The organism is Oceanobacter sp. 3_MG-2023 (genome assembly GCF_030688925.1).
In the GTDB taxonomy this organism is placed as follows: domain Bacteria; phylum Pseudomonadota; class Gammaproteobacteria; order Pseudomonadales; family Oceanobacteraceae; genus Oceanobacter.
In genome coordinates this window covers 1-18,760 of the sequence record NZ_JAUYVX010000014.1, presented here as the reverse complement: position 1 = coordinate 18,760, position 18,760 = coordinate 1, and the positions used below count along the sequence as shown (strand labels likewise).

14 protein-coding genes are annotated in these 18,760 nt (G+C 54.9%); 8 read left to right on the top strand and 6 right to left on the bottom strand.

Annotated elements, in window-relative coordinates; translation table 11 throughout:
* Nucleotides 1-11: 11 nt before the first annotated feature.
* The 6 genes from Q8W32_RS13045 (at nt 12) to Q8W32_RS13020 (ending at nt 10,580) form a co-directional block, all read left to right on the top strand.
* Nucleotides 12-2,039: a DUF4105 domain-containing protein gene (locus tag Q8W32_RS13045; protein WP_305415276.1), complete on the top strand. Its 2,028-nt coding sequence runs from the start codon at nt 12-14 to the stop codon at nt 2,037-2,039.
* A gap of 146 nt (nt 2,040-2,185) precedes the next feature.
* On the top strand, nt 2,186-3,112 hold the full coding sequence (locus Q8W32_RS13040) for an alpha/beta hydrolase (RefSeq protein ID WP_303432006.1): 927 nt from the start codon (nt 2,186-2,188) through the stop codon (nt 3,110-3,112).
* Nucleotides 3,113-3,262: 150 nt separating this feature from the next.
* The gene (guaB, locus tag Q8W32_RS13035; RefSeq protein ID WP_305415274.1) at nt 3,263-4,750 is read left to right on the top strand and encodes an IMP dehydrogenase; all 1,488 of its coding nucleotides are present in this window, start codon (nt 3,263-3,265) and stop codon (nt 4,748-4,750) included.
* Nucleotides 4,751-4,933: 183 nt separating this feature from the next.
* Complete coding sequence (gene guaA, locus Q8W32_RS13030) at nt 4,934-6,511, top strand: glutamine-hydrolyzing GMP synthase (RefSeq protein ID WP_305415272.1); 1,578 nt, start codon at nt 4,934-4,936, stop codon at nt 6,509-6,511.
* A gap of 276 nt (nt 6,512-6,787) precedes the next feature.
* Nucleotides 6,788-9,124, top strand: coding sequence for a YecA family protein (locus Q8W32_RS13025; protein ID WP_305415270.1), 2,337 nt, complete (start codon nt 6,788-6,790; stop codon nt 9,122-9,124).
* Nucleotides 9,125-9,455: 331 nt separating this feature from the next.
* The gene (locus tag Q8W32_RS13020; protein WP_305415268.1) at nt 9,456-10,580 is read left to right on the top strand and encodes an NAD(P)/FAD-dependent oxidoreductase; all 1,125 of its coding nucleotides are present in this window, start codon (nt 9,456-9,458) and stop codon (nt 10,578-10,580) included.
* Between the two features lie 79 nt (nt 10,581-10,659).
* Here Q8W32_RS13020 and Q8W32_RS13015 read toward each other — a convergent pair whose 3' ends face one another.
* From Q8W32_RS13015 to Q8W32_RS13005, 3 genes are all read right to left on the bottom strand, one after another.
* Nucleotides 10,660-11,394: a cupin domain-containing protein gene (locus Q8W32_RS13015; protein WP_305415266.1), complete on the bottom strand. Its 735-nt coding sequence runs from the start codon at nt 11,392-11,394 to the stop codon at nt 10,660-10,662.
* Nucleotides 11,395-11,587: 193 nt separating this feature from the next.
* Nucleotides 11,588-11,878 carry a putative quinol monooxygenase gene (locus Q8W32_RS13010; RefSeq protein WP_303432016.1) on the bottom strand — a complete coding sequence of 97 codons (291 nt, stop codon included), beginning with the start codon at nt 11,876-11,878 and terminating at the stop codon, nt 11,588-11,590.
* Nucleotides 11,879-11,939: 61 nt separating this feature from the next.
* On the bottom strand, nt 11,940-12,965 hold the full coding sequence (locus Q8W32_RS13005; protein WP_305415264.1) for a zinc-binding alcohol dehydrogenase family protein: 1,026 nt from the start codon (nt 12,963-12,965) through the stop codon (nt 11,940-11,942).
* Nucleotides 12,966-13,068: 103 nt separating this feature from the next.
* Between Q8W32_RS13005 and Q8W32_RS13000 the strand changes: the two genes are divergently transcribed.
* Nucleotides 13,069-14,004, top strand: coding sequence for a LysR family transcriptional regulator (locus tag Q8W32_RS13000; RefSeq protein WP_303432018.1), 936 nt, complete (start codon nt 13,069-13,071; stop codon nt 14,002-14,004).
* 295 nt (nt 14,005-14,299) lie between these two features.
* Nucleotides 14,300-15,520 (top strand): multidrug effflux MFS transporter, encoded by a 1,221-nt coding sequence (locus tag Q8W32_RS12995; protein WP_305415263.1) that lies wholly within the window; start codon nt 14,300-14,302, stop codon nt 15,518-15,520.
* A gap of 44 nt (nt 15,521-15,564) precedes the next feature.
* Here the strand turns inward: Q8W32_RS12995 and Q8W32_RS12990 are convergent, their stop codons facing one another.
* The 3 genes from Q8W32_RS12990 to Q8W32_RS12980 are packed head-to-tail and all read right to left on the bottom strand — an operon-like array spanning nt 15,565 to nt 18,559.
* Nucleotides 15,565-16,791 (bottom strand): MFS transporter, encoded by a 1,227-nt coding sequence (locus Q8W32_RS12990; protein ID WP_305415261.1) that lies wholly within the window; start codon nt 16,789-16,791, stop codon nt 15,565-15,567.
* 5 nt (nt 16,792-16,796) lie between these two features.
* The gene (locus tag Q8W32_RS12985; RefSeq protein ID WP_305415258.1) at nt 16,797-18,056 is read right to left on the bottom strand and encodes an FAD-dependent oxidoreductase; all 1,260 of its coding nucleotides are present in this window, start codon (nt 18,054-18,056) and stop codon (nt 16,797-16,799) included.
* A 56-nt stretch (nt 18,057-18,112) separates the two neighbouring features.
* The gene (locus tag Q8W32_RS12980) at nt 18,113-18,559 is read right to left on the bottom strand and encodes a MarR family winged helix-turn-helix transcriptional regulator (protein ID WP_303432022.1); all 447 of its coding nucleotides are present in this window, start codon (nt 18,557-18,559) and stop codon (nt 18,113-18,115) included.
* Nucleotides 18,560-18,760: the final 201 nt, after the last annotated feature.

The window sequence follows — 18,760 nt, the reverse complement described above, 5'->3', positions numbered from 1 at the left end:
GCACATTGTGAATGAATAGTTACCCCGGCTGCAGCAGCGGTATCCCTCTGACCGAACCGTCGCGGCGCTTGCTTGCCTTTATTGTGTGTGCGGTTGCCGGTTGTCTGGGCCTGGTTCCGGCGCAAGCCGACACCCCTGAGCCTGACATGCTGTTGGCATCTCCGCCTGACTCCATGCTACAGCCATTGACCGCACCAGAATCACAGCGTCTGGATGCACTGGCCGACGCGCCTCAGTGGCGGCACTTGCTGCATTATCGCTATCACCCGTTCAGTTTTCGCTGGATGGCCCAGAATGATTCGCCGGATTTTTATCTGGCTCACCCGGATGGTCATCTGGAAGGCGAAGAAGGGCTGCGCAAAGAGCTCAAGGCCGATGTGCAGGCATTTTTACAACGGGGTCTCGGCCCGGATATTTCTGCACAATGCCGTTTCCCGGCCCGTTATCATTGGTTGCAACAACAGTTACCAGAATACGACTGGCAAGATCAGCCTTGCCCGGCATTTGAGGATTGGCGTGCCACACTGGATGCTTATTCCCTGACCCTGGTATTTCCGGCGGCGCATATCAATTCGCCATCTTCCATGTATGGCCATACCTTGATACGTATGGATCGCAAGGACCCGGCGTCGAGCAAGTTATTGGCCTACAGCGTGAATTTTGCCGCCAACGCCAACCCGGATGATAACGAACTGGTGTTCAGCTATAAGGGGCTGACCGGAGGCTATCCCGGCGTGGTTTCGGTCATGCCGTACCATGTGAAAACCCGTGAATACCAGCATATGGAATATCGTAATGTCTGGGAGTACCCACTGGCACTGACGCCCACAGAAGTGGACCAGTTTGTTCGCCATGTCTGGGAGTTGAAAGATACCGGGTTTGATTATTTCTTCTTTGATGAAAATTGCTCCTACCGGGTGCTGGCGATGATTGATGCCGCCACGGAGCGTTCAGACTTGGCTGATGACTTTGTGTTAACTGCCATTCCGGTCGAAACCATTCGGGCGCTGGACTCCGCCGACCTGATTGCCGGACATGTGTTTCGGCCATCGGCTGCTGCCGAGCTGGAAAATATGGAATACCAAAGCTCGCCAGCGCAGGTTCAACTGGCGTTGCAACTGGTCGCCGGTCAACTATCACCGGCGCAGTTACCCAATAACCTGGATGATCAGCAACAAGCACAAGTGCTTGAACTTGCGTTTACCTATGCCCGTTATCTCTCGGTGAAAAAGAAACAGGCCAGCCCGGCATTACGGCGGCAGACTCTGGCCATTCTGAAAGCGCGCAGTCAATTGAACCAGACCAGCGGCAGTGCCTTTCCACTACCAGTGCAAGCACCGACCCGTGATGACCTTGGCCATGGCTCGACCCGGGTTGGTGTGGCGATGGGGGGGGTGGACGATAAACGGTTTACCGACCTGTCCTTGCGTCCGGCGTACCACGATGTGATGGATCGGGCGAAAGGTTTTGTCCCTGGTTCTGAAATCCAGATGTTACACCTGACGCTGCGTCACCAGCCGGATACCAGTGCCCGGGTACAGCAATTGTCGGCGGTCAAGGTCTTGTCTCTGGCCAGTCGAGGGGAGTTGTTAAAGCCACTCTCCTGGGGAGTGGATGCGGGCTACGATCGTTTGCCCGACCTTGACGGCCGTGCCGGGGCCGGTCATGGCTATCTGAATACTGTGTTTGGCTACACCTGGGGGCTGGGGCAAAGCCCACTGTCTCCCAATGGCATGGGGCGTATTTATACCCTGCTGGAAACCCGACTGATGGCCGGGCAACAACTGGGTGATGCCGGTTGGAACCTCTCGGCGGGGCCAGTGGCGGGCTGGCTGTATCAAGGAGCGTTATGGCAATGGCAGCTGTCGGGACAATGGACACCGGGTATTGCCGGGGAACAACTGGACCTGCAGCAGTGGCAAGGGCAGTTGGGGCGCACGATTCTGGATTCCGGACAACTCCGGTTAACAGCCAGTACCCACCGCGTTGAACATGAGTGGGTTGCGCAATGGTCGCTTGGCCTGAACTGGTATTTCTGAGGCGGTATTTCTGAGGCGGTCCGGGTCATGTGGCCAACCAATGGCGGTTTTGATGGTGTGGATGTCTTGGTTGTGTGTCTTGGTTGTGGACAGCCTGGTTGTGATGTCTTGGGTTTGGATGGCGTAAAAGTGAGGATCTGGTTGTGATGGCATTACGCCGTTGGTGGCGTGGCGGTTTTGTGATGGCTGGTACGATCGGCTTGCTGGTATTGATGACGGGCTGTGCTTCGCTGACGCGCCTGTATTTTCACCCGCAGCAGGTCTGGGTTCGAACACCCGCCGCCCTGGGGCTGGCGTATGACGATGTTGAACTGACTGCCGCCGATGGCACCTTGCTGCATGCCTGGTGGCTGCCGGGGCAAAAGGCTCACGGCACTGACTCCGTAATCCCCGGATTGTCTGCAGAGACCGCACACACAGACACAGAGGAGCCGCTACCCGTGGTGCTGTATTTACACGGTAACGCAGAAAATATCAGCTCCCACCTGCTCAGTGTTGCCTGGTTACCCGCACAAGGGGTTGGCTTGTTGGCGCTGGATTATCGGGGTTTTGGTGCTTCGCAGGGGCAGCCGTTATTGCCGGATGTGCTGCAGGACCTTCACGCAGCCGCAGCGTGGTTGCAGCAACGTTTTCCTGAACGGCCTTTGGTGGTAATGGGGCAAAGTATCGGTGCCGGCCTGGCGGTACCTTTTGTTGCCGACTCCGCCGCGCGTTATGGCATTGATGCCCTGGTGCTGGAAGCGCCACCGGCCCGCTACGCCGAGGTAGCCAGAGATATGTTCTCACGCAGCTGGATCGGCTGGGCCCTGATGCCTGCCACCTGGTTGTTGCCATCCGACTGGGACCCCGATGCCTATGCCGCCGCGATTTCGGTGCCGGTACTGGTGATCCATAGCCCGGAGGATCAGGTCATCCGTATCGGGCAGGGTAAAACACTGTATTCCGATTTGACTGGCCCCGCCTGCTGGATAGAAGCCAGCGGCCCCCATGTCGCTGCTTTTGCCCAGCCGGAAGTACGCCAGCAGACTCTGGAATTCCTCTCAGGACTTTCCTGTCCGGCGTTGTCGAAGTAAGACTTTCCGGGTACAATGCCGCGCCTAAGTTTCTCCGGGGTCGCTTAAAAACGTGATATTCCCGGCGGATCAGGCCAGCGATCTAGGCTTTCCGTCACCGCGTTTGACTTCGGGTAACCTCCCAAATTTCCCCATTCTGGAAGGCTCTCTATGTTGCGAATCGCTCAGGAAGCACTCACTTTTGATGATGTGCTATTGGTTCCCGGTTATTCTGAAGTTCTACCCAATCAGGTTTCTCTGAAAACTCGTTTGACCCGTGGTATTGAGCTGAAAATTCCACTGATTTCTTCCGCAATGGATACCGTCACCGAAGGCCGTCTCGCCATCGCCATCGCGCAAGAAGGTGGCCTGGGCATCATCCACAAGAACCTGACGCCAGAAGAACAGGCCGCCGAGGTTCGCAAGGTTAAAAAATACGAAAGCGGCGTCGTCAAAGACCCGATTACCGTAACCAGCTCAACCACCATCAGTGGTGTACTGGCGCTGGCCGACCAACTCAATATTTCCGGTATGCCAGTGGTCGATAATGGCGAGCTGGTGGGTATTGTGACCCGTCGTGATGTACGCTTTGAAAAAAATCTGGAAGCCACCGTTGCTTCCGTGATGACCCCGAAAGAAAAACTGATCACCGTACTTGAAGGCACCAGCCCAGCGACCGTTCAGGATCTGCTGCACAAGCACCGTATTGAAAAAGTCCTGGTACTGGACGAAGCCGGCAAGCTGGTGGGATTGATGACCGTCAAGGACATCGACAAGGCCAAAGCCTCTCCGAACGCCGCCAAGGATGATCAGGGCCGCTTGCTGGTCGGTGCCGCAGTTGGTACCGGTGCCGGTACCGACGAACGCGTTGATGCCCTGGCCGCAGCCGGTGTTGATGTCATCGTTGTGGATACCGCCCACGGTCATACCTCCAACGTGAACGGTACTGGCGTCATCGACCGCGTTCGTATGATCAAGGAAAAATACCCGGATGTGCAGGTAATTGGCGGCAACATCGCCACGGCTGACGCCGCGATTGCGCTGGCAGAAGCCGGTGCCGATGGTGTTAAAGTCGGTATTGGTCCTGGTTCTATCTGTACCACCCGTATCGTTGCCGGTGTGGGTGTACCGCAAATCAGCGCCGTAGCCAACGTGGCTGAAGCGATGGAACAATACGGTGTTCCGGTGATTGCTGACGGTGGTGTACGCTTTTCGGGTGATATCGCCAAGGCACTGGTTGCCGGTGCATCCGTGATTATGGTGGGTTCCATGCTGGCCGGTACCGACGAAGCCCCCGGCGAAGTGGAACTGTTCCAGGGTCGTGCTTACAAGTCTTACCGTGGCATGGGGTCACTGGGTGCCATGGGTCAGACCCAGGGCTCTTCCGACCGCTACTTTCAGGACAAGAAAGAAGGCGTCGACAAGCTGGTGCCTGAAGGTATCGAAGGGCGTATTGCCGTCAAAGGCCCGCTGTCAAATGTGGTTCACCAGCTGATGGGTGGTGTACGTGCCGCCATGGGTTATACCGGATGCGCGACCATCGACGATATGCGCACCAAACCCCAGTTTGTACAGATCACCGGCGCGGGCATGAAAGAATCCCACGTGCACGATGTACAGATTACCAAAGAAGCGCCTAACTACCGCCTTGGTGACTGATTCGTGTATCTCTCTGGCTTGTGTGCGGTTGCTATGCGCGCAAGCCCGGGAGGAACCACCCCACAGGGGGCAAGCGCTACGGATTATATGGATTAAAAGAGAGGGGATTAACGTCCCCTTTTTGCATTTTACATTGAACTGAACATTCACCCAGGGCCAAGGCCCGGTTTTCATGGATACCCTATGTCTCAAGATATCCACGCCCAGAAAATTCTGATTCTGGATTTTGGCTCCCAATACACCCAACTGATCGCCCGTCGTGTGCGCGAAATCGGTGTGTTCTCGGAAATTCGTGCCTTTGACATGGACGAAGCCGAAATTCTGGCATACAACCCAAGCGGTATTATTCTGGCCGGTGGCCCGGAGTCCGTTACCGAGGCCGGATCACCACGAGCGCCGGAGTGTGTCTTTACCCTGGGCGTACCCGTGCTGGGTATCTGCTACGGCATGCAAACCATGGCCGAGCAGTTGGGTGGTCAGGTTCAAGGTTCCAGCATTCGTGAATTTGGCTACGCCCAGATTCAGGTGGAAGGGAATGGTCAACTGTTCCACGATATTCGGGATCACATCACCGACGACGGCCAATCGCTGCTCGACGTCTGGATGAGTCACGGCGACAAGGTATCCGCCATGCCCGACGGTTTTGAGCTGATGGCCTCGACGCCATCATGCCCCATTGCCGGTATGTACCTGGCCGACAAGCATTTTTATGGCGTCCAGTTCCACCCGGAAGTGACCCACAGCCTGCAAGGCCAACGCATTCTGGAACGTTTTATTCTGGATATCTGCGGCTGCGAAGTACTCTGGACACCGGCAAAAATCATTGAAGACCAGATCGAAAAAGTCCGCGCCCAGGTAGGTGAGCAAAAAGTATTGCTCGGCCTGTCTGGTGGTGTTGACTCCTCGGTGGTGGCGGCTTTGCTGCACAAGGCAATCGGCGACCAGCTCACCTGTGTATTTGTCGATAACGGCCTGTTGCGCAAGAACGAAGGCGATATGGTGATGGAAATGTTCGCCAACAACATGGGCGTTAAAGTCATTCGTGCCGATGCAGAAGCGCTGTTCCTGGGAGCGCTGGCTGGGGTCTCTGACCCGGAAGCCAAACGCAAGGTTATTGGCGGCAACTTTATCGACGTTTTTGACGCCGAAGCCACCAAGCTCAAGGACGTTCACTTCCTGGCGCAAGGCACCATCTACCCGGACGTGATTGAATCCGCCGCCTCCAAAACCGGCAAGGCCCACGTGATCAAATCCCACCATAACGTTGGCGGCCTGCCAGACGATATGAAAATGGCACTGGTTGAGCCATTACGGGAACTGTTCAAAGACGAAGTGCGCAAAATCGGCCTGGAACTCGGTCTGCCATACGACATGGTTTACCGCCACCCATTCCCGGGGCCGGGCCTGGGTGTTCGTATTCTGGGCGAAGTGAAAAAAGAATACGCCGATATCCTGCGCGAAGCCGATGCCATCTTTATTGAAGAACTGCATAACTTCGACTGGTACCACAAAACCAGCCAGGCCTTCGCGGTATTTATTCCGCAAAAGTCCGTTGGCGTCGTGGGCGACCAGCGTCGTTACGAATGGGTGATTGCCCTGCGTGCCGTCGAAACCATCGACTTTATGACCGCCCGTTGGGCGCACTTGCCTTACGAACTGCTGGAAAAAGTATCCAACCGCATTATCAACGAAATAGAACACGTCTCCCGCGTGACCTACGACGTGTCGAGCAAGCCACCTGCGACGATCGAGTGGGAATAATCACCCGTTAGTCTCTGGCTGGTAGTAACTGGCAAAAAACACATTTAAGCCCATGTTTTCATGGGCTTTTTTGTTTTTATTTCTGGCAGTATTTGGCAACTGATGGCAGCGGGAAGCACCGCTTGAGCGTGGTATAGCGGTGGTATTATTCTCTCCAAGCACCATGCACAATCCTGATCAATATCACTACCTCTGGGCTGCTCGGCGCTGCCTAAGGCTACTTGTATCTCACAACGATGAATAGTTAGCTACTTTCATTATCTGGAGTCAGTGAGGATGAATATGGAAGAAGAACGAAAGAAAGCTGCTGCTTCTTTATTGAAGGATATGGAATCCATTGCTGACCGAATGCGTGAGTTGATTGTCAAAATGCCTCCGCATGATTTGCTCGGGTACATCTACGCTCAGCACATGATGAAAACAATGGGAAGCCAAATTGGGGGCGAAAAGCAAGGCCAAGAAGATGGCCCAGATGACGTGGTTAATGAAAACCAGTTCTTACTGGAGTATGTGCACGCGGTTCTGGCATCTGATGCCGCACCTGCGGATATGGAATTCGACGAAGCGCTGTGCGCTGAGCTGTTTGAACTTGGCCGAAAACTGAGAGAGCAGGCCATGTTCTTTGCTATGGCCACCTCCGCTGATACCAACGATGGGATCTTCGGTCCTAACACGGCCGACATTGAATTCCGTGCGAAATCCACTTGGGTCATGATACGCGGGAATCGTTATCAAGTTTTGGAGGGCGAGTTCTATCGCTACGTTCTGGCGCCTCACAATGATGTTTTGGAGGAGGTGTACGGCATTGGTGCCACCGATATTGCGGAAGGCTTTCAGGCTATGGCCGACGCCACTCGTTCCGGGCACGCCAACGCAATCATTGAGATGATGAAGCAGTTTGAGGCGGCAAGGGCCTTTTCTATAGAGCAAGGTAAGTCTATGGAAGACGCCATGGAGGCATGGGTTGCAGAAAATGCGGAGCAGTCCAAAGCGGCCCGGGGGGCGATGGAGGATATGTTTTGCGGTGGTATTGCCAATGTAAGCCGTCACACGAAGTTGCCACCGACATTGCTAGCGGACTTGTCATACCAGCGTGGAGAAGATACTGAGTTCTTCGCTGCGGGCGATTTTAAGGGGACGCCCTTTCGGACACTACCAGCACGTAAAAAACCTCTAATTCAGCTGGGGTCGGACTACTACGCCGTCGACCCCTGTTTTGCTCGCGATGCGGGGTATCGTGCGCTCCTCTTTAACCTCCTTCAGCGAAAGCCGGATTACAAGAAGGCCTTTAAAGATCGGCAGAAAATGATGAGCGAAGCAGCCTTTGCCGACATTCTAGATGCCCAGCTTCCGGGAGCCACAGTGCTCCAGGAGGTTTACTACAAGGACCCTGATAGCAAGCAGTGGTTCGAAAACGACACTCTAATCTTGGTCGATGATGTGCTGTTACTAGTTGAGGCCAAGGCTGGTGCAGCTGCCACCATCGCATCGCCAGCGCTTGATTTTGGCCGCCATGCTCAATCAGTACAGGACTTGGTACTCAAGGCATATAAACAATGTGAGCGCTTCTTCAATTATGTGAATTCGGCGGATGAAGTGTCCCTCTATCACCTCGTGGATGGCAAATACGAAGAGTGTAGCCGTGTGCGTCGCTCTGACTACCGGGTGATGGTGCCGATTGGGTTGACAGTCGAGTCGTTCTCGCCCTTTTCCACGTACTGTAAAGAATTACCGCAGGTTGAGCCTTTACTTGGAAAGCATGCTTTCATTTCACTGTCCATCGACGATTTGTTTGTGCTCAAGCGACTCTTGCCCACACCCGGGGAGTTCGCCCATTACTTGGAGGTGCGGCAAGCTGTGGCCGGGATACGCGGGGCTCATCTCTTCGACGAGTTCGATCACTTGGGTGCTTACCTGAAGAAGAACCGTTTCGATCAGGATATTGTCGAGCAGCTGAAGGAAGAGAAAGCGAACATGCTTATCTGGGATGGCATGAGTGACATCGTCGACAGGAGCTTCGAGGGTGAAGAGTGGGAAAGCAAACCGTTCCCACGTCAGGAGTTCCCAGAGGAGGTGCTGAAGCTGCTTGGAGCACTCGATAGCACCCGAGCTAGCGGCTGGCTTTCAGCGGAGAGTCATATCCGTGACCTAGGAGAGGAAGGCCGGAAGAATCTGGCCAAGATGCTGTCCGACCTTCGAAAAACACTGATTCAGCATCCCGCTCGTTACTTTGTTCTGGGCGGGGATGGTGTGCCGCTCTTCGTTTGGCTTCAACGGCATGACCACCCAATTGACTGGACTAAGGTGAACAATAAGGCCAGCGCAGGTGCGTTGAGTGTCAAGGCTACTAACGTCATTGGCGTCGTGGCTGAAGTTAGTGCTGAATGCACGTATCTTCAGGCGCAGTCTTTCGAAGTCTACATACCGACAGGACGTACGGAAGAAAACGCCCACATTTACGAAGACGCGGCGAGAATGACTAACCCTGCACGTACAGACAATCTCAACCGGGAAAAACAACTCTCCCCTAGTCGCAAGAGCAAAAAAATTGGACGTAATGTCCCTTGTCCATGCGGCAGTGGCATGAAATACAAGAGGTGTCATGGTCGGTAAAATGTGCTTTCACGGCTGACTAGAATCAGCTCAGGAGTCCAGATTTTTTAGAGGCTAAAATTCCTGTTGGCATCCGAGGGTGTTCATAGTTCTGTGTCAGCTCATTCTCACAAATCCACGTACTTGTCTATCCGGCCTTCAAAATGGACTCTGGTACTGATATCACATCACCCAGCAACGGTGCGGCAATATGTCGCTGTCTCTGATGGCTCTGTTGTTGTATATCCAGCGAGCAGAGTGAGTTATATTCCTTGTTGGTTATATTGTTTTGCCATCAGACAGAGGTGTTAGCAGCTGTTCTGTTTATCCTCGGGGATACAAGGAGAAAGTTATGAATATCACGATACTTGGTTCTGGATTTGCCGCACTGACTGCGATTCAGGAGATCCGTAAACTCGCTCCAGATGCGGAGATTACCGTGATTTCTCCTTCTCAGGAGCTGGTGTACTTGCCCAGTCTGATCTGGATTCCTTCAGGCCTGCGTAAAGGGGAAGATCTGATCATTGATCTGACCAACTTCTTCCGCCGTCAGAATGTTAAGCATATTGCCGCGAGGGTGGAGGATGTTCTGGATCAGGGCCGTACCGTGAAAACCAATCAGGGTGACTTCAGTAACGATGGGCTGATTATTGCGTCTGGCGGCCGTTTTATTAAAAAACTGCCGGGTATTGAGCATGCCATTACGCCCTGTGAAGGTATTTCTGCCGCTGAAGCTATCCGTGACCGGCTTAACGCTATGCCGGGCGGAACCATTGCCATCGGTTTTGGCGCCAATCCGAATGAGCCTTCTGCCATGCGTGGCGGCCCAATGTTCGAGTTTCTGTTTGGTATTGAAACCCTGCTGCGCCGTCAGGGCCGGCGCGATAAGTTTGAGCTGGTATTTTTCAACCCGTCACCAAAACCGGCGAAACGGTTGGGCGACAAGGTGCCTGATGCGGTGCTGAAAATGATGGCAGAACGGGGCATCCGCACCCATTTGGGTAACAAGATGAAAGGATTTGAAGCCAATAAAGTGATTACCGAAGGCGGAGCAATCGACGCGGATCTGATTCTGTTTATGCCGGGTATGACTGGCCCCGCCTGGTCGCAGGAGTCAGCCATTGCCAAGTCGGAAGGTGGCCTGATCAAGGCGAATGAATATTGTCAGGTTGAGGGTATGGATAAAACCTATGTCGCCGGGGATTCCGGTAGTTATCCGGGGCCGGAGTGGCAGGCGAAGCAGGCGCATATGGCGGACCTTCAGGCGAAGGCCGCCAGTCGTAATCTGCTGGCAGAGCTGAAAGGTTCGCAACAGTTTGAGACCTTTAAGCACGAGCTGGTGTGCATTATCGATATCTTGTCACAGGGTATTTTAATCAAGCGTACGGAGCGTAAGAGTCTGTTATTACCTCCGCTCCGGCTGATGCATTACGCCAAGCGCTTTTTTGAATACTGGTATTTGCGGCAATATCGTTGATTGTAAAGAGTGCCCAGCTATCCAGTGCAGGGTGCCGCCAGCGCGGATCAATGTACGTGAAGCTGGTCATTAGGCAGTGTCATGATGGATGTTGCCCTTGTTGTAAATACGACGCTATGTCACAGATGTCGGGGTGCTGCAGCGGTGCTTGTTTCATCCAGAAGCGGGTACCTGAGCTCCCTGCTGTTCCCTGAAGTGCTGTACCGGCGGGTAGTCGAATCCAGCTCAAGGGTTCCAGGGTGTGATGGTCGACCTTGATGGCTCCGGACAAGATCAGTATTTCCAGGCCTCTGGCGTTGGCGATATTGATCGCTGACTCTGGTGAATAATGTTCCAGCGTTACGATTTCGTGGCCATCACTGAAAAGCGTTTCGGCGTCGGCAGTTGGGTGATGGATGCTGTCGTTGCCGTTCTTGATACTGGCTATGGTGCGTTGCGGATGTGTTGCGATGGCGGCGATTTGAGCCTGGTCGTCGGCGCGAAACTGCCACAGCTTGACGAAGATCGTGCAGCCCGACAGTGCAGCGGGGCGATGACGGCTACCCGGTGGGTTGCGCAGATAACTGCCTTTCGGGTAATCGCCGTGTTCGTCCTGGAAAACGCCATCGAGTACCAGTATTTCCTCGCCGCCAGCGTGTGTGTGGGCAGGAAATGTACTGCCTGGTGCGTAGCGCACGATAGAGGTGGCTCTGGCGACTTCATCACCTTCGCGATAGATCATTTTTCGGTCCACACCGGCTGTCGGGCTGGAAATCCAGTCCAGATCCGCTAGCTGAACATGGATGGGAACGGTGAAGTTACTGTTGATTTTCATGGATGATTTGCTCCGTTGTTAACGGCATGTGAAATGTCAGAGCGCCAGAGCGTATCCGATCCCGTGTCTGTTGTGCTTTTTTTGTCGCTCGACTTGCGATTGAACGCCTGCCGTCCGGTCGTCTGTTCTGGTCGGGCGCTGCGGTTATACAGGCGTGTGGGTGTCAAAGGGGAGTGACACCCGGTAGCTCTCTTTAACTGATGACGCTCATTTCCGTGAGGGTAAATTCGACAACCGCGCTTTCCGTCGCCGCTAGGTAGGCGGCCAGATGTGGGGCATTCATATGGGTTTGCCAGAGTTCACGGGATACCCAGTTTTCATAGAGCATAAAGTGAGCGGGGTTTTCGTTGTCTTGGTGAAGGTCGTAATGGATGCAGCCTGCTTCGGCCCGGGTAACTTCAATAAGCTTTAACAGTTCTGTCTTTACCAGATCGATTTTGTCTGCTCTGGTGGTGATATTGGCGACGATGGTTAATTGAGTCATGTTGGTATCCTTTATTGGCAGCGGTTGTTGATCGAGCGGTCTTGGTGCCCTGTGCCTTGTTTCAGAATCCCTGCAGAACGATCTTGCCAATGGATCGACCGGACTCCAGTTCTGCGTGGGCTGCTCGCAGGTTGGCGGCGTTGATGGTCCCCAGATTTTTGCCGGCGGTGGTCTGGATATGGCCTTGATCAACCAGATCCGCTACGCGATTGAGCAGGCGGCTTTGCTCATCCATGTCTTTGGCATGAAACATGGAGCGGGCAAACATAAATTCCCAGTGCAGCGACAGACTCTTGGGTTTTATCTTGGCGATATCCAGGGTGTCAGGGTCATCAATCAGCGCGATTTTTCCGAAGGGTGCAAGTAAGTCGATATAGTGCTCGAAGTAGGATTCGGTGCTGTTCAGGCTGGCAACATGGGTCAGCTGGCCAATGCCCAGGGCTTCGATTTGTGCTGGCAGCGGCTGGGTGTGATCCACCACATAATGGGCACCGAGTTTTTTTACCCAGTTTCGTGAACTCTCCCGTGATGCAGTGGCAATAATAGTGGCGCCGGTCAGCGTGCTGGCGAGTTGCAGCAGAATCGAACCAACTCCTCCGGCAGCCCCCACAACCAGAATGACTTCATCGGATCGGCTGTTATCCTCTGGCTTCTGCTGCTGCAATGACAGGTGCTCAAACAGTAATTCCCAGGCAGTGATGGCGGTCAGTGGCAGTGCTGCCGCTTCGGCATCGGACAGGCTTTTGGGTTTGCTGCCAACGATGCGTTCATCAACCAGTTGATATTCGGCATTGCTGCCTTGCCGGCTGAGGTCGCCAGCATAATAAACCTTGTCGCCGGGATTGAATTGGGTAACCGATTCGCCGGTGGCCACGACTTCACCCACGGCGTCCCAGCCAAGTACCTTGTTGTTGCCATCTGCTGGCGCGACGTTCTGGCGAATCTTGTAATCCACCGGGTTGACCGCAATGGCGCTGATCTTGACCAGCAGGTCACGGCCGGTGGCTATCGGTTGGGGCAATTCGATATCGTTTAGCGCTGCATGGTTATGGATAGGCAGGGATTGTGTGTAACCAATGGCTTTCATAAGGATTCTCCGGTCAGTGATGATCTGAGAGTTATAGTAGGGCTTGTATTAATCGTCTTAAACAGCACAATGGAAGAATCATTATCAAATAAAATTTGAAAATATGTTGTTAGAAGATCTCCAGGTGGCGGTTAAAGTGGCTGAGTTTCGTAGCATCACAGCGGCGGCCACCAGTCTGAATATGCGCAGTGCTACGGCCAGTGCCGCCCTTAAGCGGGTGGAAAGCGCCCTTGGGGTAGAGTTGTTTGTCCGGACGACTCGCAGTTTGCGGCTCTCTGCTGCAGGCGAACGCTATATTCCCGAGTGTGAAAAGGCATTATTGATGCTGGAGCTTGCGCGGCAAAGCGTGAAAGGTGATCTGCATGTGGTGGACGGCGAGCTGCGTATTGCCTTGTCATCGGATCTGGGACGGAATCTGGTCACGCCTTGGCTGGACGACTTTATGGATGCAAACCCTGGGGTCAGCCTGCGTTCTCATATCAGTGATAGTAATATCGACTTTTACCGTGACTCTGTGGATATCGCGCTGCGCTACGGTTCTCCTGATCAGGCCAATCTGTATGGCTTCAAAATCTGTGATGTCCCCTGTGTGCTCTGCGCCTCGCCCCAGTACCTTGAGGCTAATGGCACGCCCAGACACCCCCATGATTTGCCGTTACACAAAGGCGTGTTTTACCAGCTGCAGGATATTGTCCACGATGTGTGGGTGTTCTCCCAAGGTGGAAGCGACTACAAGATCAAGATGAGTGGCAACCGCATCGCCAACGACGGCGATCTGGTCAGGCGCTGGTGTGTTGCAGGTAAAGGGCTCGCCGTTAAATCCTGCCTCGATATGTCGTTTGATCTGTTGGCGGGCCATGTGGTCAGCGTTATGCCGGAGTACAAACCCACTGCTTCAGAGCTTTGGCTTATTTGCCCGAGCCGACAATCGATCACGCCGGCGGTTCGCTTGCTGCGGGACACCATCCGGGAACAGTGTGCGGCAATCTTGCAGCAACTGTTTGAGAAAGGGGTGATAGAGAGGGTTGCGGTCGGATAGTCTCCCCCGGTTTTGCCTTTCTTTAATGAGGGACTCTGCTGCTGTTCGATGTACTGAGGACGACTTCCACAATGAGAGGAATTGCTGCTGAGCAGAGTTGTCCTCTGTATGGCTTATCAAACCGGATACAATAGCAGATGGACTGCCAGGTGTTAGACGCCCGATAGATGAGGTATAAAAAGCCCGCGTGCCCGTGCGGGCTTTTTTGTGTCTTGCGGGCTGGCAGAACACAGATATAAAACACAGATGGGCTTTCACTGACTGAGGACAGCTCACCGACCAGAAGGAAAAAACGATGACAACGGCACAACCACGGCTAGGCCGACGCGGGATGCTGTTTATGCTGGTGATCCTCGGTGCCTTTCCGCCGTTGACCATGGATATCTATCTGCCTGCGTTGCCGCAGATCGCCGAGGCGTTTGCTGTCTCCCATGATGCCGTAAATCTGACGCTGGGTGGCTATATGGTGGCCTATGCCTGCGGCATGTTGTTTTGGGGGCCGCTGAGCGAGAAGTTCGGGCGTAAGCCGATTCTGTTGATCGGGCTGGCGCTGTATGTGCTGGCCAGTCTTGGCTGTGTGTTCTCTTACAGTATTGAGCCGCTGATTTTTTCCCGGGTTTTGCAAGGTTTTGGAGGTGGTGCCATCACGGTGGTGGAAACGGCCATCGTTAAAGACCTTTACAAGGGCCGTGAGCGTGAGCGGATTCTTGCCACTGTGATGTCGTTGGTCGTTATCGCGCCGTTGGTCGCTCCGGTGTTGGGGGCCGTGCTGCTGAGTGTTGCCTCATGGCATGCAATATTTGTGGCTCTCGCCCTGTTTGGCCTGTTCGCCACGGCCCTTGTGTTGCTGTTTCGGGAAAGTCTGGTCAATCGCTATGACGGGCCGGTGGTCAAGTCCTGGAGTCGGTTGGGCACGGTGCTGAGCAACCCGCGCTTTGCCTATCTGGTGTTGCTTTTTGGTATGGCGCCGATGTGCCTGATGGCGTTTATCGGCAGTGCGGCTTATGTCTATATCGATGGCTTTGGCATGTCCGAGCAGGCGTTCAGTCTGATCTTTGCCATGAATGCGGTGTGTGCCCTGATTGGCCCGATGCTGTATCTCCGCCTGTCGCGGCGGATGCCGGTGCAAACCATCGTCCGCATGGGGTTTGCGGTGTTGGTGATGAGTGGTGTGATGCTGGTCTTCTTTGGTGATCGCTCACCCTGGCTTTTTGCGGCCTGTGCCGCCGTGGCCACTCTGGCTGTGGTCGGCCTGCGTGTGCCCGGCACCAACCTTATTCTGGAACAACAGCAGCGTGATACTGGCTCGGCGGTGGCGCTTGTTCATTTTATCACCAGTATGTTCGGTGCCATGGCGGTGCAGCTTGTCGCCGCCCATTCCGGCAATATGACGTCCACTCTGGGTGGCCTTTTTATGGTGGTGGGGTTGCTCTGCGGTGTTATGTGGCTGGCGGTGCAGGGGCGTCCTTTTGTGATGGATCATCTGACGAAATACGATAAAGCGGAAGTGATGTAGGGCCTGTATCCGTGGCTACAGGCTCTGTCTGTGGTTGTTGTGATTTATGTTCCGGCCTTGTGCTCTTGTGTCGGGCTCTTGGTAACAAGTGCGAGGCCAAACAATACCGGTACCAATATCGCCAGGGCCAGCATCAGGTTGAGGGCGTTGTCGGGTGTGTCGGAATGTGTCCAGTATACGGCAATCAGCCAGGGTGCTGCCGCTCGTGCCAGTGACATGGGAATCAGCATAATGCCGTTGATGCTGCCGTAGTGGTGGCGCGTCAGCAGTTCCGGTACGGCCATGCCGCGCACGATGGTAAAGATGCCGTTTGCGCCGCCATAAAGCACACACAGGGCCGCCAGTGTAAACGCCGATGGCGGTGCTTTTAATAGCAGGATCGCTAGCGGAAACGCAACGCTGGCCAGCAGGCCAAGATGTTTGATGGAGATTTCCCGGAATAACAGCAGCAATAGTCGGGCACCGACCTGGGCCGGGCCAATCAGGGCAATGGCGAACACGACGGCTTGAATATCGGAAGACAGGGCAACCAGCAGCGGATAAATATGGTAGGTAAAGCCAGAAAACAGCGCCATATAAAAACAGAAAGAAGCGGTGAGCAGGTAGAATCTCGGGCTGTATAGCATCGCCCGAACAGGATTGTCCGGGGGACTGGGGGATGCGGTTGTTGCGGGCTGGTGCCGAGGTGTGTAATCGGCCACCGTGGCTGAGCGAATGGCCCAAAAGTACAGTGGGGCGGCGACGGCCATATTGATGGCTGCCAGTCCCAGTAGTGCGCCGCGCCAGCCCAGGTTGTCGAGCATCCATTGCAGCAGCGGTATAAACACCGTGCTGGCAAAACCGGCCCATAAGGTGATGGTGGTGATGGCGGAGCGGGCTTGTTGCGTCCCTAACTGGCGTATGGTGACGGCAAAGGCGGGTTCGTAAGATAACGCCGCTTGTAGTACTCCTAAGGTGATCACGACACCATACAGCGCCGTCATGGTGTTGATACTGGACCAGCCCAGCAGTGCAAGGGAAGCAGCCACCGTCGCGCCAACCATTAACGGACGACCATGGCCACGATCAATCAAAGCCCCCACCGGATAGGCGGCTAACGCAGCCGCCAGCAAGCCCAGTGTGGCAGCCCCATAAATATCCGCACGGCTCCAGCCCAGTTCATTACAGATGGCCTCGGCAATCAGGGGGAAGCTGTAATACAGCGTTCCCCAGGACACCATTTGACTGATGCCCATCGCTGCCACAAAGCTGCGATGGGCGGGTGCAGGCAACCTGCTCATCCCTGGCAAGATGACGTGGCTGGAGAGGGTGCCGCTGCCGTCGTCGAGGCCTGGGCGGCGGCGTACATGGCGTTGCTGCCTAATGCGGTAACAACCGCGGCCACTTGTTTGTAACCGGTACGCAGCAAAAAGGTTGGTGCACGGCCATAACTCTTGATGCCCAGGATAAACAGGCCGGGTTCCGGGTGGGAGAGTTCTGCCAGGCCGTGTTCAGGCACCGAACCACAGCTGTGCTGATTGGGGTCGATCAGGGGGGCCAGTCGTGTTGGGCTTTGTGTGGCCGGGTCCAAAGAGGTACGGACTTCGGCCAGCAGGCTCAGGTTGGGACGGAAGCCGGTGGCTGCGATGATGCGATCGACGGGCGGCAAGGTACGTGAGCCACTGCGTACCATCAGCTGGCCGTTATGGCGCTCGATGGCTTCGATTTCCAGTTCGGTAAATACTTCGATAAGGCCTTGCTCCAACAGCTCTTGAATGCGGACTTCCAAGCGTCGGCGTTCCTGCAATTCATCATTGGCGGGGGAGCGAACCACGTTGGTGACAGAGGCATTACGTACCCCCCAGAGTACACGCATGCCTTCGTGTTGCTCAGCCAGCACCACCAGATCCTGCAACGCGTTAAACGCCGAATGGCCACCGCCGACAACCAGCACCGATTGGTTGACGTATTGGTCGCGGGCAGCACCAAGAATATTGGGCACACCGTAGGCGATGGCGTCTGCGGCGGCATTTTCCCCAAGTGCTGGAATGCCGTGGGTTCCCAGCCAGTTAGGGGTCTGATAAGTGCCGGAAGCGTCAATCACCGCCTGTGCGACAACGTCGCGTTCGCCGTCAGGGCCGGTAACACGGAGCACAAACGGGGACTCGTTACGGCCGCCGGTGCGCAGTACATCATGGTTGCGACGGCTGACCGACTGAACCTGGGTATTCAGCTGCAGATGAGGGGCAATGGCCGGGTGAGAGGCAAGTGGTGTGACATACTGTGCCAGTAATTCCTGGCCAGTCGGGAAATCGCTGGCAAGCGGGTGGTTCCAGCCCTGTTGCTGCAGTAATGTAGCGGCGGCGGCATCAACGTTGTACGCCCAGGGGGAGAACATGCGCACATGGCCCCAGCGTGCCAGGTTGGCACCGGCCTGGTCTCCGGCTTCAAATACGATGGGGGTGTAGCCCTGATCAAGCAGGTGAACGGCGGCACTCAGTCCGATAGGGCCTGCACCGATAACGGCAACCGGTAATTGGGATGTGGTTTTGTTCATAGCATGGTCTCCATGATTAATGTTGTTACTAACAACTAATTGGGTAAAAAAATGGGCTATGAGCCCAGGCGATCACGAGCGGCTTGGGTCAGCTGCCGGATCAGTGTCAATGCGCCATCGACCACTTCAGCGGGAACGTCTTTGATCATGGACGCTTCTTCCGCGATCAGGTCTTGATGGATGGTCTGGTATAACGCTTCGCCAGCAGGAGTCAGTGAAAGTTGCACTGCGCGCTGGTCGGCCGGGTCGTGGGCCTTGAGTACATATTGCTTGCGCAACAGGGAGTCGACGACCCGGCTGGTGGTGCTTTTGTCGAGATACATCTCATCGGCCAGCGCCTGAAGGCGTAACGGGCCACGCTTGACCAGGGTTTCCAGTGCGTAGCACTGGGCCACCGAGACATCGTGGTGGCAAATGCAATCACGGTCGCGGAACTGGTGAACACGGATAAGTTGGTTCACTGCTTCGTAGAGTTCCTGAGCGCGTTTCGAGCTGGCGGACATGGCGATGGGTGTCTCGTTAATGGCTGCGTTAATTGGTTGTTAGTAGCAACTATAAAAGTGCCTGTTGATGGTTGCAAGCCCGAATTTCAGAAATGGGTTCTGAAATTCGGGCTTGTGGGGGCATCTATTTAATCCGGTGCTCACTCTGGGCCACCGGATGGTTTCGAATCACGAAGCCGACTTGCAGGCCTGACGGGTCAA

Coding starts and splice junctions, on each gene's coding strand:
- Q8W32_RS13015 (WP_305415266.1), bottom strand. CDS start 11,394: ATGAAAATCAACAGTAACTTCACCGTTCCCATCCATGTTCAGCTAGCG.
- Q8W32_RS13045 (WP_305415276.1), top strand. CDS start 12: ATGAATAGTTACCCCGGCTGCAGCAGCGGTATCCCTCTGACCGAACCG.
- Q8W32_RS13005 (WP_305415264.1), bottom strand. CDS start 12,965: ATGAAAGCCATTGGTTACACACAATCCCTGCCTATCCATAACCATGCA.
- guaB (WP_305415274.1), top strand. CDS start 3,263: ATGTTGCGAATCGCTCAGGAAGCACTCACTTTTGATGATGTGCTATTG.
- guaA (WP_305415272.1), top strand. CDS start 4,934: ATGTCTCAAGATATCCACGCCCAGAAAATTCTGATTCTGGATTTTGGC.
- Q8W32_RS13010 (WP_303432016.1), bottom strand. CDS start 11,878: ATGACTCAATTAACCATCGTCGCCAATATCACCACCAGAGCAGACAAA.
- Q8W32_RS13000 (WP_303432018.1), top strand. CDS start 13,069: ATGTTGTTAGAAGATCTCCAGGTGGCGGTTAAAGTGGCTGAGTTTCGT.
- Q8W32_RS13040 (WP_303432006.1), top strand. CDS start 2,186: ATGGCATTACGCCGTTGGTGGCGTGGCGGTTTTGTGATGGCTGGTACG.
- Q8W32_RS12980 (WP_303432022.1), bottom strand. CDS start 18,559: ATGTCCGCCAGCTCGAAACGCGCTCAGGAACTCTACGAAGCAGTGAAC.
- Q8W32_RS13025 (WP_305415270.1), top strand. CDS start 6,788: ATGAATATGGAAGAAGAACGAAAGAAAGCTGCTGCTTCTTTATTGAAG.
- Q8W32_RS12985 (WP_305415258.1), bottom strand. CDS start 18,056: ATGAACAAAACCACATCCCAATTACCGGTTGCCGTTATCGGTGCAGGC.
- Q8W32_RS13020 (WP_305415268.1), top strand. CDS start 9,456: ATGAATATCACGATACTTGGTTCTGGATTTGCCGCACTGACTGCGATT.
- Q8W32_RS12995 (WP_305415263.1), top strand. CDS start 14,300: ATGACAACGGCACAACCACGGCTAGGCCGACGCGGGATGCTGTTTATG.